Source organism: Pseudoalteromonas sp. NZS71, from assembly GCF_015864715.1.
In the GTDB taxonomy this organism is placed as follows: Bacteria; Pseudomonadota; Gammaproteobacteria; order Enterobacterales; family Alteromonadaceae; genus Pseudoalteromonas; species Pseudoalteromonas arctica.
Genome location: NZ_JADYWS010000004.1, coordinates 50,954 through 65,836, shown reverse-complemented (window position 1 = coordinate 65,836; position 14,883 = coordinate 50,954). Strand labels below are relative to the sequence as shown.

At 39.2% G+C, this 14,883-nt stretch carries 19 protein-coding genes; 12 read left to right on the top strand and 7 right to left on the bottom strand.

The genetic code is table 11. The features are described from left to right. The first annotated feature begins 101 nt into the window (after positions 1 to 101). From I6E85_RS03630 to I6E85_RS03620, 3 genes are all read left to right on the top strand, one after another. Positions 102 to 851, top strand: a complete 750-nt coding sequence (locus I6E85_RS03630) for an ABC transporter substrate-binding protein (RefSeq protein ID WP_024590583.1) — start codon at positions 102 to 104, stop codon at positions 849 to 851. A gap of 78 nt (positions 852 to 929) precedes the next feature. Then, positions 930 to 1,496: a PhnA domain-containing protein gene (locus tag I6E85_RS03625; protein WP_007586451.1), complete on the top strand. Its 567-nt coding sequence runs from the start codon at positions 930 to 932 to the stop codon at positions 1,494 to 1,496. A gap of 121 nt (positions 1,497 to 1,617) precedes the next feature. Then, complete coding sequence (locus I6E85_RS03620; RefSeq protein WP_024590582.1) at positions 1,618 to 2,436, top strand: META domain-containing protein; 819 nt, start codon at positions 1,618 to 1,620, stop codon at positions 2,434 to 2,436. A 107-nt stretch (positions 2,437 to 2,543) separates the two neighbouring features. Here the strand turns inward: I6E85_RS03620 and I6E85_RS03615 are convergent, their stop codons facing one another. Continuing rightward, complete coding sequence (locus tag I6E85_RS03615; protein WP_007586449.1) at positions 2,544 to 3,383, bottom strand: 23S rRNA (adenine(2030)-N(6))-methyltransferase RlmJ; 840 nt, start codon at positions 3,381 to 3,383, stop codon at positions 2,544 to 2,546. Between the two features lie 238 nt (positions 3,384 to 3,621). On the opposite strand from I6E85_RS03615, the gene I6E85_RS03610 reads away from it, so the two are divergent. The 8 genes from I6E85_RS03610 (at position 3,622) to I6E85_RS03575 (ending at position 9,330) form a co-directional block, all read left to right on the top strand. Continuing rightward, a complete protein-coding gene (locus I6E85_RS03610) occupies positions 3,622 to 3,852 on the top strand; it encodes a hypothetical protein (RefSeq protein ID WP_007586448.1) in 231 nt (76 codons plus the stop codon). Continuing rightward, entirely contained in the window at positions 3,852 to 4,157 is a 306-nt protein-coding gene (locus I6E85_RS03605; RefSeq protein ID WP_007586447.1) for a cell division protein ZapA, read from the top strand. Before I6E85_RS03610 ends, I6E85_RS03605 begins: the two co-directional genes overlap by 1 nt. A 63-nt stretch (positions 4,158 to 4,220) precedes the next feature. Continuing rightward, positions 4,221 to 5,243 (top strand): MBL fold metallo-hydrolase, encoded by a 1,023-nt coding sequence (locus tag I6E85_RS03600; protein ID WP_024590581.1) that lies wholly within the window; start codon positions 4,221 to 4,223, stop codon positions 5,241 to 5,243. Positions 5,244 to 5,298: 55 nt separating this feature from the next. Next, entirely contained in the window at positions 5,299 to 6,768 is a 1,470-nt protein-coding gene (locus tag I6E85_RS03595) for a LysM peptidoglycan-binding domain-containing protein (protein ID WP_024590580.1), read from the top strand. A gap of 66 nt (positions 6,769 to 6,834) precedes the next feature. Further along, positions 6,835 to 7,323: a peptidylprolyl isomerase gene (locus tag I6E85_RS03590; RefSeq protein ID WP_007586440.1), complete on the top strand. Its 489-nt coding sequence runs from the start codon at positions 6,835 to 6,837 to the stop codon at positions 7,321 to 7,323. Positions 7,324 to 7,344: 21 nt separating this feature from the next. Then, positions 7,345 to 8,073 carry an SDR family NAD(P)-dependent oxidoreductase gene (locus I6E85_RS03585; RefSeq protein WP_024590579.1) on the top strand — a complete coding sequence of 243 codons (729 nt, stop codon included), beginning with the start codon at positions 7,345 to 7,347 and terminating at the stop codon, positions 8,071 to 8,073. Beyond that, positions 8,070 to 8,909: an amidohydrolase gene (locus I6E85_RS03580; protein WP_024590578.1), complete on the top strand. Its 840-nt coding sequence runs from the start codon at positions 8,070 to 8,072 to the stop codon at positions 8,907 to 8,909. The genes I6E85_RS03585 and I6E85_RS03580 overlap by 4 nt, the downstream gene beginning before the upstream one ends. Positions 8,910 to 8,958: 49 nt before the next feature. Further along, positions 8,959 to 9,330: a hypothetical protein gene (locus I6E85_RS03575; protein WP_024590577.1), complete on the top strand. Its 372-nt coding sequence runs from the start codon at positions 8,959 to 8,961 to the stop codon at positions 9,328 to 9,330. Positions 9,331 to 9,425: 95 nt separating this feature from the next. Here the strand turns inward: I6E85_RS03575 and I6E85_RS03570 are convergent, their stop codons facing one another. From I6E85_RS03570 to I6E85_RS03555, 4 genes are all read right to left on the bottom strand, one after another. Further along, positions 9,426 to 10,601, bottom strand: a complete 1,176-nt coding sequence (locus I6E85_RS03570) for a mandelate racemase/muconate lactonizing enzyme family protein (protein WP_007375956.1) — start codon at positions 10,599 to 10,601, stop codon at positions 9,426 to 9,428. A gap of 26 nt (positions 10,602 to 10,627) precedes the next feature. Then, complete coding sequence (locus I6E85_RS03565; RefSeq protein ID WP_024590576.1) at positions 10,628 to 11,395, bottom strand: class II aldolase/adducin family protein; 768 nt, start codon at positions 11,393 to 11,395, stop codon at positions 10,628 to 10,630. A 165-nt stretch (positions 11,396 to 11,560) separates the two neighbouring features. Continuing rightward, positions 11,561 to 11,884: a c-type cytochrome gene (locus I6E85_RS03560; protein WP_002957866.1), complete on the bottom strand. Its 324-nt coding sequence runs from the start codon at positions 11,882 to 11,884 to the stop codon at positions 11,561 to 11,563. A gap of 183 nt (positions 11,885 to 12,067) precedes the next feature. Next, entirely contained in the window at positions 12,068 to 12,607 is a 540-nt protein-coding gene (locus tag I6E85_RS03555) for a DUF2058 domain-containing protein (RefSeq protein ID WP_002957867.1), read from the bottom strand. 198 nt (positions 12,608 to 12,805) lie between these two features. Between I6E85_RS03555 and I6E85_RS03550 the strand changes: the two genes are divergently transcribed. Next, positions 12,806 to 13,954, top strand: a complete 1,149-nt coding sequence (locus I6E85_RS03550) for an MFS transporter (RefSeq protein WP_010554361.1) — start codon at positions 12,806 to 12,808, stop codon at positions 13,952 to 13,954. Here I6E85_RS03550 and I6E85_RS03545 read toward each other — a convergent pair. Together I6E85_RS03545 and I6E85_RS03540 are read right to left on the bottom strand one after the other, a co-directional pair. Beyond that, the gene (locus tag I6E85_RS03545; protein ID WP_024590575.1) at positions 13,921 to 14,421 is read right to left on the bottom strand and encodes a prolyl-tRNA synthetase associated domain-containing protein; all 501 of its coding nucleotides are present in this window, start codon (positions 14,419 to 14,421) and stop codon (positions 13,921 to 13,923) included. The genes I6E85_RS03550 and I6E85_RS03545 overlap by 34 nt on opposite strands. Before the next feature lies 1 nt (position 14,422). Continuing rightward, complete coding sequence (locus tag I6E85_RS03540) at positions 14,423 to 14,818, bottom strand: hypothetical protein (RefSeq protein ID WP_024590574.1); 396 nt, start codon at positions 14,816 to 14,818, stop codon at positions 14,423 to 14,425. Between the last annotated feature and the right edge of the window lie 65 nt (positions 14,819 to 14,883).

Below are 14,883 nucleotides of genomic sequence, written 5' to 3'. Positions count from 1 at the left end.
GTACTTTAATGCAACTCGCATAAGATAAACATAGTCGTCATTGCAAAAATGTTAAAATTACATAACACTAATATAAAAATATTAATATAAAAGGTGGAGATTTGGCTAATTTTATTCGGTTATTAGTACTGAGCCCTCTGCTATTTGTATTTTTTAGCTATGCCAGCATTAACCCTACTCCCCTCAAATACAATGTTAGCGCGTCAGGTAGTCATTATCCATATTATACAAATGATCCAGAAAAGCCTGGTGTATTACCCGAAATTATTGAAAAAGCACTCGATGATACAAATATTGCAGCTTCTCATATCGACCTACCCACAAAGCGTATTACCAAATATTTACAAGATGAAATAATCGATTTTGATGTTATTTCATTAGAATGGCTCCCAAAGGATGAGAGAAATGACTCTCGTTATGTTTTTTCAGAGCCCCTTATTTATGCCACAGAAATGATTGTTACCTTGCCTCAAAATGCCCAGAACTGGCAAAACGCTGATAGCTTAAAGGGCAAAAATATAGGAACAGTACTAGGTTACTATTACTTTAATGACAACACCTTTGAGCGTGTTGACTTTCCATCCGAGAAAGAACTTATGACCGCTCTATCAAGAAACCGTGTAGAAGCAGCACTAATAGGTAAGTTAACTGCGCTCTATTGGGCAAAGCAGTTAGGGATAAACATTGCCTTTGGCGCACAGCATTCCCATGGTTTTTTAAGAATTCGTTTATTGAGCAAACATAAAGGGTTATTGCCCCAAATAAACCTAGCAATTAAAAACCTTCACGCTCAAGGATATATAAAAAGTATTGAAGATAAGTATATGAGTAATATACCCACACAAAATTAAGGGACTAATGGCGCAGAGCTCGTGTTTTGGAGTACAATAGCAGTAAATGTTAACTCGACCAGAATCAGAAAGAGCCCCATGAGTATTGAAAAAGCCTTAATCGAACGTAGTAATAATCAATGTGAATTGTGTGCAGCCACCGAGAACTTATCTGTTTATGAAGTACCACCGGTAACTGAAACCCACTCAGATAAATGTATTTACACGTGTCAAACATGTAAAGATCAAATCGAGAATAACAGCGAAATAACGCCTACACATTGGCACTGTTTAAACGATAGCATGTGGAGCCAAACTCCTGCAGTACAAGTTGTAGCTTACAGAATGCTTTCGCGTTTAGCGCCTGATAATGGCTGGGCACAAGATGCGCTAGACATGATTTACCTTGAAGAAGATACGCTAACGTGGGCTAAAAAAGCACTTGCTGAAGATGACGATTTAAAGCATGTAGATAGCAACGGTGTAGTACTTCAAGCAGGCGATACTGTTACCCTAATTAAAGACTTAGACGTTAAAGGTAGTAGCCTTACAGCTAAACGTGGAACAGCTGTTCGTAATATTGGCCTAACCAGCAACCCTGAACATATTGAAGGGCGAGTTGACGGCCAGCGCATTGTTATTTTAACTAAGTTTGTTAAAAAATAATCGTTTGTTTTTAATTATTAAAGGCGCTAATGCGCCTTTTTTTATGTTTAAAATAAGTTAAGGAATGATTAAGTAACTAGGTAATACACTAAGGACATAATATTGAGTAAGGATAACCAACATGGAAAAGCATCAAGCAGTATCTTCGCGTAAAAAGGCAGTTGCAGGGATTGGCTTATTGGCGCTTAGCGCTTTTGCAGTAACTGTCTGCGGTGAGCAAACTAAATCGACTGAAAACACAGAAATTGCAGAAGCAATAACCAGCCTAACTATCCAAGCTAGCTACAAAGATCGCAGTATGCTTCGCCCTGGCTCGCAATTAATAGTTACGCTTTCCAATGTATCTAAAATGGATGTAAAAGCCGATATAATCACACAAGAAGTGATTGATGTAACCCAAGCCCCGCCATTTACCGTTGAGCTAATTTATGATGCCAGCAAAATTAGCGATAAACATCGCTATAGCCTAAGCGCCAGAATTATAAATAAAGACAAAGTGCTTTACACAAGTACAACAAATCATGACCCGTTTGCAGAATCACAGTTAACTACCCCCTATAAAATTGAGCTTTCAAAAGTGTCGACTCAAAAACCCGATGTAACACTCACAAATACTTACTGGAAAGCAATAACAATAAATGCTCAAACTGTGAATGTTACAACTAAAGAACCATTCATTCAGTTCAATAAAGACCACCGCGTTAATGGCTTTTTAGGCTGTAATAATTTTAGCGGTAGCTATAGTACCGAGCAGCAAACAATTACACTTAGTCAGCTAGCAAGTACAAAAAAGATGTGCTCGGATAATATGAGCCAAGAAGCGGCTATGTCTGACGTACTTAGCAAAACTTCAAAGTGGGAAATAACAGGTGAATCACTAAAACTTAAAAACAGTCGCGGTAATACACTTGCTACTTTTAGTGCGGTTTATTTTAATTAATATTTAGCTCCCTTATATAAATATTACCTAACACATTCGTATTGATTTTAAATAAAATGCCCAGCAAAGCTGGGCATTTTATTATTCGTTATAAGCGCTATTTAAAGTTACTCATCAACGAGTTGTTCACTTCTGTAAAAACCACTTGGCTCACTTAACAAACTAACAAGTTCAGGCATTATTGCATCCATTGTTTGCTTTAGCTTCCATGGAGGATTAATTACAATCATGCCCGATGCTGTCATACCGTGTACATCAGTATCGGCTTCAGTGCCTAATTCAAATAACTGAATGTTGCGCATTCCTGAATCAATTAAGCCCTGCTCCATATTATCAATGCGTTCTCTATCAACAACCGGATACCAAATCATGTAAGTACCTGTAGCAAAGCGCTGATGAGCTTTAACTAAGGTTTTTACAACCGTTTCGTAGTCATCTTTAATTTCGTATGGAGGATCAATTAATACACACGCTCTGCGAGATGCTGGTGGTAACAAACCAACTAAGCCTGCAAAACCATCCTCTCCACGTACACGAATAGATCGCTTACCTTGCATGTTTTCTTCAAGTAATAATAAATCGCGCGGGTGCAGTTCAAAAAACCAACCCTTATCTTGGCGGCGTAAGTAGTGCTCTGCAATTTTTGGTGAACCTGGATAAAACGCAAGTTCGTCAGTGTCGTTAAATGACTTAATTAATTCAATGTATTCATTAAGCTCAGCATGCTCACTTTTATGATGCCAAAGTTTTTCAATACCATCTTGATACTCTTGCGTTTTTTGCGCATCGGCAGCTGCAAGTTCAAAAAAGCCAGCACCTGAATGTGTGTCTATATAATCAAGCGGTTTATCTTTAATTGTTTGATAATTTAGCACTTGTGCCAGTACTAAGTGTTTAAGTACATCGGCAGGATTACCCGCATGAAATGAGTGTCTGTAACTAAGCATTATTTATTTTCGCCATACGCAATTTAATATCGTAAGTGAACCATAAGCACTAGGCTTTGGCAACTTACACCAAGATAAGAGAGTGTTTAAGTGAACCATTTCTGAATGAAAAAGCCCATATGCTGAATTATCCCTTAACGCAAAAGAAAAATCAGCTAAAACCACCGTAAATGCTGGCAAATCAACACACTTTGCTTTACATTTGCATGACATTAATTACAGTTATATGAGCGCCTTTATGAATAACACTACTCTTCAACAACTCGAACAACTGATCGATTCTTTAATCGAACGTAATAACCAATTACAAACAGATGTTGTTACTTTAAAAGAACAGAACACTAAACTAAGCGATGACAACGAATTGCTACAACTTGAAGCTTTAGAAAATGAAGAAAAGCAAAAAGATGCCAGCACTACTTTATCTGGTCTTCTTGATAAGTTACAAAGCGCACAACAGGCTAGCTAATGTCTGAGCTGCAAAACCAGCGGGTCACTGTTGAGTTGCTAGGTAAAGAGCAGCAATTTGCTTGCCCTGAAGGGCAGGAAGATGCATTAATAGCAGCAGCTAAAAATCTAAATGACTTAGTTGAGCAAATGAAGCAACGCTCAACCGTTAGAAACGATCAAAAAGCCCTACTAATGGCAGCATTAAACTTAAGCCACGAATTGCTAGAAGCAAAAACACAGGCTACAGTTGAGCAACAGCATCAAGACCAAATGATTGATAAACTCAGTCAGCATTTGGCAAATGACCCCAAACACCAAAAATAAAAAGCGCATACTGCGCTTTTTGTTTATTATTAAAGTAATTAAACATCAGCGTAGAGATAATAAATGAAGTTAAAACTTTCAAACATAGCCTCTTCATGTAAGCACTTACTATTAGCATGCACTTTATTATCAATAGTACCTAGCACCTATGCTGCCGTCACTTGGAATACAATAAACCCTCATATTCAGTTTTTAAAGCAACAAGACAAGCTTCGCTTTTACGACTCTAACCAAGTGTTAATTGAAGGCGAGAAATGTGCCCTACTTGTTGATACGAGCGCCAATTTTGCTGCAGTTGAACAACTTGCTGAAGATTTAAAGAACCGCCTTAAAACACCCTTATGCTATTTAGTGGCTACCCACTACCATGACGATCACTTGCTAGGTATGGCGGTTATGCAAAATTTTTATCCTGATGCCAAGCTCATTGTTCATCAGCAGGTAAATAAAAATTTTAACCTTTATCAAACAGCATATACCGACAAGCTAGACACGTATGAAAAGAGCATTGAGCTGAGCTACCAACGATTAGCGAATGTGCCCAAAGAAGAGCAAGCTAAATGGCGAAATAAGTTAGAGCTTGCAAAAAAACGACTTTTTCGCTGGCAAGAATATCAACTTGGCGAACCAAAAATAATAATCGATAATCATAAAACTATCGACCTTGGTGGTTTTGAGATAACCATTGAGCCGCAGCAAGCCCATACTAACGGTGATTTAACTATTACTACTAATAATGGCAGTGTGCTGATTGGTGGCGATATCGTTGACTGGCTTCCTTACCCTGGACACGGTGAACTTAAAAGTTGGCAAACGTTGCTTAAGCAATATATTAACGACGAAAAGCTCACTATTATTTTACCTGGGCACGGCGGTACATTAACAAAAGAGCAGCTGAAACAGCCTCTATCATTTTTAACAGCCATAACAGAGCACGTTAAAAACAATAAAGATCAAAGTATTGAGCAGTTAATGCTGTCGTTTCCTGAATCAGTTATTGAGCCTTATAAACAAGAAGCGCTTAATATAAAATCGAGCAACTTCTTTTTACAAGCTGGCCTAAATCGCGCAAAAAGCGCAGAATAACTCAACACAACGGATTGTGTTAAAATAATAAAAGGAATTCACAAAAGTGATCACTATGCGCAGTTTGGTTTTATGTTGTTTGGGTATTTTGTTATTTGGTTGTCAATCAACGGAGCAAGAACCACAAGAAGCTCCACAAATATTTACTCATTTTGAGCCTGACTATACTTATGATATTGATGATGAAGTAGCTCAAACGCCCCAAGTTAGTGAGCACGTTACGCCACTTCAATTCAAAAAAACAATCGTAAAAAAGCGCCCACCAAAAACCACCGATCTGTGGGTGCATATAGCCAACAATCTACACTTTACGGTTTATCAAAATCGCGCGTTAAAAAAGCGTATCAGCTGGTACGCAAAGCAACCTAACTACTTACAAACTGTGAGTAAACGCGCAGCGCCTTACCTGTATCATATCGTAAAAAAAATTGAGCAAAAGCAACTACCTATGGAGCTCGCTTTACTACCATTTGTAGAAAGCGATTTTAGACCAACGATAGCCTCATCACAGCAAGCTGTTGGTGTTTGGCAGTTAGTTGGCGCAACAGCGCATCACTTTGGAGTTAAGTCAGACCAATGGTACGACGGTCGCCAAGACGTACTTGCTTCAACCGATGCTGCACTTGATTACTTAAGCTACTTACATAAACGCTTTGATGGTAATTGGCTACATGCTTTGGCTGCTTATAACAGTGGTGAGGGCCGCGTTAAACGCGCAATCGAAAAAAACAAAAAACGCGGTAAAAGCACCGATTACTGGTCACTCAGTCTGCCAAAAGAAACCGCCGACTACGTACCCAAGTTACTCGCTTTAAGCTATTTAGTTAAGCACCCACAAAAGGGCATTAAACGCCCAAAGCTTGCATATAAGCCATTTACAACACAGATGAATATAGGCCAGCAGTTCGACTTTTCAGTCATCGCTAAGCTCTCTGGTATAGGTTCAAAGCAGTTACACGCGATTAATCAGGGATATTTAAAAAATCAAAGCTCACCTAACGGGCCGCATACTTTACTGCTGCCTATAGGGCAAGAGGCCTTATTAAAAAGTCAGTTTTTTAAATCAAACTTTGCTGGAGAGTACATCGTTAAACAAAACGACACGCTATACGGCATCGCTAAACGTTTTAGTATGTCGGTAAAAGCTTTAAAACAACTTAATAACAAAAATAATAATTTAATAGGCGTTGGAGAAAAGTTATTAGTTGGACAACCTAAAACCCTGCCAAGCACATTAACTGTTGATTACAAAATCAGCCCTTATTTAGAACACCAAGAGATTGCGATTCCCACCATTGAAATAGATTATGAAGTTAAGTCGGGCGATAGCCTTTGGAGTATAAGTCAGCTTTACGATGTACCTCATAGCGACTTGGCAAAATGGAACAAACTCTCTGCATCAAGTATTTTAAAGCCTGGCACTCAATTAGTACTGTTTATACCACAGGCTGAAAAGCAAAAAGCAGCCCCAACAAAAAAAGATTTTCTGCTAAATTTACAAAAAACACTAAATCAGCCACGTTAAGTTTATAAACAAGTATATTTCGCGTAAAATTGCGCCCTAACATAGTTATTATTTGAAGAGACAAGCATGCAAATTAGCAAAAATTCAGCAGTTGAATTTCATTACACCCTTAGCGAAGCGGGCGAGCAAATTGAAAGTAGCACAAACGAAGCGCCACTGACTTACATTCATGGCAGCGAAGGCATGCTTCCTGGTTTAGAAAAAGCACTTGAAGGCAAAGAAGCTGGCGAAAAATTTAGTGTAACTCTAGAGCCAAGTGAATCATACGGCGAGCGTGTTGATGACTTAATTCAACGTATTCCGCTTAAGCACCTACAAGGCGACGTTAAAGTATGGAAACCTGGTATGACAGCAATGGTTAGCTCTAACCAAGGTCGTCATCAGGTTACTATAGTTAAGGTTGGTCGTTTTAACGCAGATTGTGATTTAAACCACCCATTTGCTGGTAAAACGCTAACGTTTGACGTTGAAGTTATATCAGTACGTGAAGCAACAAGTGAAGAAGTTTCTCACGGACACGTGCACGCTGAAGGCGGCTGTGGTCACTCTCACTAGTTAGCAATAAAGGAAGTAAGTATGTCTAAAGTTGCAGTTGTTACAGGTGGTACAAAAGGTATTGGCTTAGCCGTAGTAAAGCGTTTGCTAAACAATGGCTATGAAGTACATAACCTTGATATAGAGCTGAGCGAAATCGGTATATTTCATCAGTGTGATGTAAGTGATGTATCGGCGGTACAAAGCTGTATCAACGCTATCTGTGAACAAAGCAAACGTATTGATGTACTTGTTTCTAATGCTGGAAAACACTTAAGCGCAAATATAGAAAGCACCGACGAGCAAACTCTCGATGCACTTTTTGCGCTTAATGTTAAAGGCGCTTATGCCGCAATACAAAGCGTATTGCCAAGCATGAAAGCGCAAAATGGCGGCGCTATTATATTAGTCGCTTCCGATCAGGCAATTATAGGTAAACAAAACTCTTTTGCGTATAACCTAACAAAACATGCCCTTGCCTCAATGGCTAAAACAACAGCGCTTGATTACGCGGGTTTTAATATTAGAGCAAATGCGGTATGCCCTGGCACAATAGAAACCCCGCTATTTCATAACGCGATAGATGCGTACTGCGCAAAAAGTGGCGCAAACAAAGCTGAAATAGTTGCCGAGGAAGCAAGTCTGCAACCGCTTAACCGATTAGGTCAAGCCGACGAGGTTGCCGCCCTTGTGGGCTTTTTAGCAAGCGACGATGCCAGCTTTATTACTGGCAGCCTACAAAGTATTGATGGTGGTTACACAGCGCAATGAGCATGCAAATTATTGACCCTCATGTGCATTTTTTTAATCTTGCCGAGGGGCAATATACTTGGCTACAAGGCGAAAACCCGCCAGCATGGCCTAACCTAGAAAAAATTAAACAACCAATAAGTGCAGAGCAACTTGTTAAAAGTACTGATTTTGAACTTGCGGGTATTGTGCACATTGAGGCTGGGTTTGATAACACCTCCCCTATTAACGAGCTAAACTGGCTAGACTCGCATTTAAAAGGTATTCCATTTAAAGCCATTAGTTACAACCAAATTGACGCATCGGCTGATCAGTTTATAAACTCGTTAGAAGCTTTAGCTCATCTGAGTTTGTGTGGCATTAGAGATATAACCGAAGGTACTGACGCAAAGCGTTTATTAGATGCTAATAGTTTTAAAAACCTAACAATATTATCAGATACCCAACTGCATTTTGAAGCTCAATTTGATATTGAAAATAGCGAAATAACCAAACAAATAGCTTACTACGCTAAGCAGCTACCGCAGCTTCAAATTATAATTAATCATGCAGGACTGCCAAGTAATTTAAATGATTGGCGACAAGGTGTTGAGTTACTTGCTCAGCATGACAACATAGCAATTAAATTCTCTGGTTTTGAATTACTACAACTCACCAGCGAGCAACAAGCAGCGTGTTTTAGTTTTCTTTTTAATCACTTTGGCCAGCAGCGTATTATGTTTGCTAGCAACTTCCCTGTGTGCCAAATAAATACAAGCTACAACAATCTATGGCACTGCCATAAGGCGTTATGCTCAAACGATAAGACATGGCATGACCTTAGCTATACAAACGCTAAGCACTACTACCAAGTGTAAGTAAAACTAGTTATATTAAACTCTCTTTTTATGATAATACGGCCAATTTATGAAAATGTACTTTTTACTAATCGTTGTATTTTCAGCGCTTCTTCTCAATGGCTGCATATCTCAAAACCCAGACCCGACACCTAAGCTGCAACATGCCCTACTGGCAAAGCCAAATAAAACAGCCGTTAGCAAAGCAATTAAAACACTTGTACATATGCAAGAGACTCAATTAGCTGATGATGTATTTACTACCAGCGGCACAGTAACCCTTAGCAATGTAGATGGTAATAATATTATCGACACGCAAAGTCGCAATACACCCGATCAGTTTGAATTGATGATTAAAGGTAATCAGTGCTACATACGCCATCTCGATAGCAAAGCAACTATTGAACTTAAAGACGTGGAATGTAAAGTCAACGAGTTATAACAAGCTTTACCTCCCCCCGAACAAGTAAAAGCCGGTAAGTGACTAATCACTTACCGGCTTTTTAATGCATGACCTAAAGTTAGCTTAAAAGGCTATTATTTTATTTCTACGCGTTGAGAACGCATAACAATCTCATCGTTTAATTCAATACCTAACCCAGGCTCTTCTGATACTTCAAAGAAACCATTTTTAGGTTGTGGGTCTTGTAAACATAACTCGCGGTTCCACTTTTTAATCGCATAAGTATGGTGCTCATGAATCAAAAAGTTAGGGATAGCCGTTTCTAAGTGCAGTGATGCTGCCGTTGCAACAGGCCCGCCACATACGTGAGCTTGAATACGCACATCAAAAATATCAGCGTAATCACACACTTTTTTGGTTTCGGTAAAACCACCACATAAACCAATATCAGGTTGTAGAACATCAATACTTTGATCTTCTAAGTACGGGCGCACACCCCAGCGATTATACAAACGTTCACCACCAGCAATTGGCACATTAACTTTATCTGCTACTTTTGCATGTAATGAATGGTTTAAATAGTTAACTGGCTCTTCAAAGTACATACAGTCAAATTCTTCTGCAATTTCACCCAACTGAATGGCGGTTGTCACGCCCGGTAAACTGTGGCATTCAAAAATAATGTCTACTTCGTCGCCTACGGCTTCGCGAATAGCTTGCATGCGTGCACGGTATAGCTTCATTTCAGTGCGTGAGATTATTTTTGTACGGTCGTAATAAGTATTGCCGTCTTTATCGTACTGAATTGGATCTACTTTTACTGCATCGTAACCTTCGGCCATCGCCTTTAAAGCCGCTTCTGCATATTCTTGCGGTTGTACTAGCGCTTTAAATTCGCTATCCCAGTCAAACTGTAATTGCGAAGCGTACGTACGTAGTTTGTCGTTAACCTTACCGCCTAATAATTGATATACAGGCAAACCAAGCGCTTTACCTTTTATATCCCAAAGTGCGGTATCAATTGCGCTCATTGCAGCATATACAACAGGTCCGCCACCTAAACCCCAAAAGCTCTCACGTAACATACGTGACCATAGTTTTTCTGTTTGAAATGGGTCGTGGCCGATTAAAAAGGCGTCGGCCATTTCTTTAATCATAGCCGCTGCAGCACTGTGACCTAAATCGTATGCAAGGCCCGCTTCGCCAACACCACTAATACCTTCGTCAGTATGAATACGTACAAACACAGGTGTCCACGAAGGTCTATCAGGACAGTGAATATCAAATACTTCAACGCGATTTACTTTCATTAAAATTCCTTATTAACCGCTATGGGTTATTTTGCAAAACTAGGGTCAAGTCGATACGCTTTACGTAACATCGCAGGCCACGCAAGTTGCCCGCCAGTGCTGCCACTGTGTACTACGTTTGCTTGATTATAAATATTGTCGATTATAGGTTGCGGTACTTCAATCACCTCTTGCGAGCTTGATTGTAGTGCTAATTGAATTTCACACGCTCGCTGTAAATCATAAAAGCGCATAAACGCATCGCCTACCGTTGGGCCTACTGTTAAGCCACCATGATTTACCAATAACATATGGCTAGTGTTGCCTAAATCATCTTGCAGCACTTTTCGCTCGTCGTCGTTTACTGCAAGCCCTTCGTAGCCATGATAAGAAAGCGATGGCAGTGAAAACATTGAATACTGGCTAAGCGGTAATAAACCATTTTTTTGTGTAGCTACAGCGATTGTTTCTTTAGTATGAAGGTGAATAACACAATGAGCGTCTTCGCGTACCTCATGAATCGCACTGTGAATAGTAAAGCCAGCTGGATTAATACTAAATGGCGTATCGTCAATAATATTACCGTCTAAGTCGACCTTTACTAAATTAGACGCAGTTACTTCATCAAAGGTTAAACCAAAGGCATTCACTAAGTAATGATCGGTGCCAGGCAAACGTGCTGATAAATGCGTATAGATTAAATCCCCCCAACGAAAGTGCTCTACCAGTCTATAACACGCGGCTAAATCAACACGCAGTTGCCACTCTTGTGCCGATACTTTATTTTTTAAATCGAGTTGGGGTAAATCAAACATAATAAGCCTTTTAAAAACGTACATTATTAACCTGTACGAACAGATGTTTAGAAGTCTAAAGCAGTCTCTATTTTATAGCAAACACCAAACAAAACAGCCACACTATTGTGTGGCTGTTTGTAAAATTAAAATACCAATTGCATTAAAATGGTATAGCTGCGTAAATTATTTTACGTTAGCTAGGTAATCTGCGATTGCTTCAAACTCTTCATCAGTTACCGTTGCAACCATTGCTTTCATAGCCATGGTCATACCGTTATTACGTGCACCTGATTTGATGTCTTTCATTTGCGCTACTAAATAGTCTTTGTTTTGACCGTTTAGTTTAGGGTACATACCCATAATTGGTGCTTTACCTTCAGCGCCATGACAAGTTTGACAATTTTTAGCGGTATAAAGTGCAGCGCCATCGGCAGCAGCTGCATTAAACGAGAAGCTTGCGGCTAAAGTAATGCCCGCGCCTAATAGTAGTGTTTTCATCTTGCTCATTGTATTTACTCTTCTTTTTTGACGGTTAGAAAAACTGTTCTATTGATTGTAGTAAACAATCAAATAAAAAGCATACGTACGAAACGACGCTAGACGATCAACTTAACCAAAAACCGCTAACTCGTTTCTGTCTCACTTTTATATACTTTATCAAATAAAAATGAGCTTACCCTTAATGGACTATTACCACACTATATCATCTGGTACTTCAAAGTCTGCGTACGGGTCATCTTCATCTTTTGGTTTGTTTTCTGGCTCTACATGAAAAACAATATACTTTTCGTCAACTTCGGCCACTTTGCGTGCTGGTTCGTCGTCTAATACGTAAAATTGCCCTTCTAGTACACAAATAGCTAAACGACCGCCCGATAACGCTTTTTGCGTTTTCTCGTTCACGTCGATATTTTTTACTTTGTTTTGATAAGTAAAATTAAATGTGCGCTCACCACGAATAGCGTCTTGGTTGTGGTGCTCTAAAATTTGTTTAACACGCGCTTCTTGCTCGCGCTGCTTTAAACTCACTTGGCGTGTTTGGTTAAGCTCTTCAGCTTTTTTTTGCTGTTCTAGCTTGGTTTGTTGAATATGCTTTTGCAGATCACTTGGGTTGCTAGTAGCCCCTTTCTTTTGCTTTTTTTGTTGCTTACGCTTTTCTGATTTAGCAACTTTAGCATTATGCGATGTTGTTAATCCTGCTTGAAGCAATTGGTCTTGTAATGAACCCATGGCTTTGTTCCACTAAAAACTAATATTATCGCTATTTTAATCACCAACGAGTTCAAATAACAGCGCTATCGACATTAATCTAGCAAACTAGTTAAAACAAACCATGATATAGCGCAATGACTATGGTTTTAATTATGAATTAAAAGCAATTTTTAATACAATACCACGCAATCAATCAGCAAATGCACGAGCCATATAATGCGTTTACCTCATCTACTCGTTTGCTCGGTATTTATATTTTTTGTGCTTTATGCACCCCAACCCCTACTTAGCCTTTTTGCGAGCGAATTTAATGTAGCACCTGCGGTAGCTGGCAGCTTAATGACTGCAACTATGCTGCCCTTAGCCATTGCCCCGCTCGTTTATGGTTTATTTTTAGCAAAAATAAATCCACTACTTATATTACGTATTGCAATGGTGCTTTTAGGCCTTAGCTGCTTACTTTTTATTTATGTACCTAGCTTTGAGCTTTTATTATTAGTCAGATTTTTACAAGGTTTAACGCTCCCCGCAGCTTTAACAGCAATGACTAGCTATATAGGTATGAGCTATAGCGCTGATACACTTCAAAAAAACATGACCCTATATATTGGTAGCAGTATAGTTGGTGGTTACTTTGGTCGTGTGCTCGCAGCTTTGTTTAGCGACTTATGGAATTGGCAGAGCTTTTATTACGTAATTGCTTTTATGCTTATTTGCTTAGCTTTGACAATTAAGCATTCTCGCTTTACAAACCCAGCTACACCGTCGCAGCTCTCCCCTCTGGATTACATTAAACAACTTAAAGAAGGCGCTATCCTTAAAGTGTACGGTGCCGTCTTTTGTATGTTTTTTTGTTTTGCTGCATTACTTAATTACTTACCGTTTATATTACAAAACACGTTTTTAATTACCAATACTCGTGACATAGGTTTAGTTTACAGTGGTTATTTAGTTGGGGCCCTCGCCTCTATTGCTGCACCTTGGTTGCTTAAAAAAGTCCCTTCGCCTTGGCATTTATTAACTGCGGTATTTAGTTTTTATAGTGTGAGTATTATTTTATTAATGAGCCACCAGCTTAGCTTATTTTTAATCGCATTTACTTTGTTTTGTGGTGCTATGTTTGTGATTCATTCAACTGCCGCACCGCTCGTTAATAAAATAAGTAAAGCCCCGCCAAGCGTAACCAATGGCGGATATGTATCGTTTTATTACAGTGGTGGGGCATTGGGGTCGTTATTACCCGGTGTGGTATACCAACATCATGGGCAAACAGCGTTTATGTTTACGCTGCTTGCGGTTTGTTTATGTGGTTTATCGTTAATTATGTGGGCTTATTTTGAGGGTAAAAATACAACGCGCGGTTGATGCTTTGTGTGATTAAAAAATGTTTCTAAATCAGCTTTACTAAGCAACCATGTTTGGGTGTTTTCAAACGGATGACAATGAAACAAATCACCACCCCAAATATCTTGGTCAACCCATAAGCTCACTTCGTTTTGCTTATCATTTAAAAGAGCCAACATAGATACACACCCAGGAGCCACTTTTAAATACGTTGCTAAGCGTTCACTCGATGCAAATCCTAAACGCGAAAGCCCTTGTTGCTTTGATAGTGCCTTTAAATCGAGTTGCTTATTGTGCGCTGTAATAACTAAAAAGTGTCGCTTGCCTTCGTTATCGCGTAAAAACAGGTTTTTAAGACGAGTACCTGGGCGCTCAATCATAAACTCATCAGCCGCTAAGCTAGTATGTAGCGGCGGATGTTCTATTGCATCGTAAGTAATATCTAGGTCCGCTAAAAGCTCTGCTAACTTAGTTTTATCAGGCAACATATTACAAACAACGCCCTCTTAGCTGTACACTCAAATCTCGCCATAAAACATCATTAACTTCATGTTTGTTATCGCAGTATTTACGCTCTTTTAGCTCTTGATTTAATAATTCAACTGCTTGGTCTTCTAGCTGTAACTTCAGAATGCTCGATTCTTCAAAATGCTCTTTCTCTATATACTGCTTAACCTCACCACGGCTTGGTCTATTGTTAGGACCACGGTCTAGGTTAAAGTTTTCACGATGCTTAGCTTTTACCGAAACAACATAAGCAAAAAGCTTATTGCCTTGCTCATCTTGCTTTTCGTGAAACTGTTTATTATTTATTTCAAAAGGCGGATCGTCATTCGAGGCACAGCCAGCGAGTAAAACCATAAGCGCTAGAACACATTTTTTCATTGTTTTTTATCGTTTTAGTTTTGAATTAAGCCGAGTCTAACAAAAATTGACGTAAACAGTGAAAA

Excerpts from the sequence above, each read along its gene's own strand:
- I6E85_RS03625 (WP_007586451.1), top strand. The coding sequence starts at position 930 with ATGAGTATTGAAAAAGCCTTAATCGAACGTAGTAATAATCAATGTGAA.
- I6E85_RS03620 (WP_024590582.1), top strand. The coding sequence starts at position 1,618 with ATGGAAAAGCATCAAGCAGTATCTTCGCGTAAAAAGGCAGTTGCAGGG.
- I6E85_RS03615 (WP_007586449.1), bottom strand. The coding sequence starts at position 3,383 with ATGCTTAGTTACAGACACTCATTTCATGCGGGTAATCCTGCCGATGTA.
- I6E85_RS03610 (WP_007586448.1), top strand. The coding sequence starts at position 3,622 with ATGAATAACACTACTCTTCAACAACTCGAACAACTGATCGATTCTTTA.
- I6E85_RS03605 (WP_007586447.1), top strand. The coding sequence starts at position 3,852 with ATGTCTGAGCTGCAAAACCAGCGGGTCACTGTTGAGTTGCTAGGTAAA.
- I6E85_RS03600 (WP_024590581.1), top strand. The coding sequence starts at position 4,221 with ATGAAGTTAAAACTTTCAAACATAGCCTCTTCATGTAAGCACTTACTA.
- I6E85_RS03595 (WP_024590580.1), top strand. The coding sequence starts at position 5,299 with ATGCGCAGTTTGGTTTTATGTTGTTTGGGTATTTTGTTATTTGGTTGT.
- I6E85_RS03590 (WP_007586440.1), top strand. The coding sequence starts at position 6,835 with ATGCAAATTAGCAAAAATTCAGCAGTTGAATTTCATTACACCCTTAGC.
- I6E85_RS03585 (WP_024590579.1), top strand. The coding sequence starts at position 7,345 with ATGTCTAAAGTTGCAGTTGTTACAGGTGGTACAAAAGGTATTGGCTTA.
- I6E85_RS03580 (WP_024590578.1), top strand. The coding sequence starts at position 8,070 with ATGAGCATGCAAATTATTGACCCTCATGTGCATTTTTTTAATCTTGCC.
- I6E85_RS03575 (WP_024590577.1), top strand. The coding sequence starts at position 8,959 with ATGAAAATGTACTTTTTACTAATCGTTGTATTTTCAGCGCTTCTTCTC.
- I6E85_RS03570 (WP_007375956.1), bottom strand. The coding sequence starts at position 10,601 with ATGAAAGTAAATCGCGTTGAAGTATTTGATATTCACTGTCCTGATAGA.
- I6E85_RS03565 (WP_024590576.1), bottom strand. The coding sequence starts at position 11,395 with ATGTTTGATTTACCCCAACTCGATTTAAAAAATAAAGTATCGGCACAA.
- I6E85_RS03560 (WP_002957866.1), bottom strand. The coding sequence starts at position 11,884 with ATGAGCAAGATGAAAACACTACTATTAGGCGCGGGCATTACTTTAGCC.
- I6E85_RS03555 (WP_002957867.1), bottom strand. The coding sequence starts at position 12,607 with ATGGGTTCATTACAAGACCAATTGCTTCAAGCAGGATTAACAACATCG.
- I6E85_RS03550 (WP_010554361.1), top strand. The coding sequence starts at position 12,806 with ATGCGTTTACCTCATCTACTCGTTTGCTCGGTATTTATATTTTTTGTG.
- I6E85_RS03545 (WP_024590575.1), bottom strand. The coding sequence starts at position 14,421 with ATGTTGCCTGATAAAACTAAGTTAGCAGAGCTTTTAGCGGACCTAGAT.
- I6E85_RS03540 (WP_024590574.1), bottom strand. The coding sequence starts at position 14,818 with ATGAAAAAATGTGTTCTAGCGCTTATGGTTTTACTCGCTGGCTGTGCC.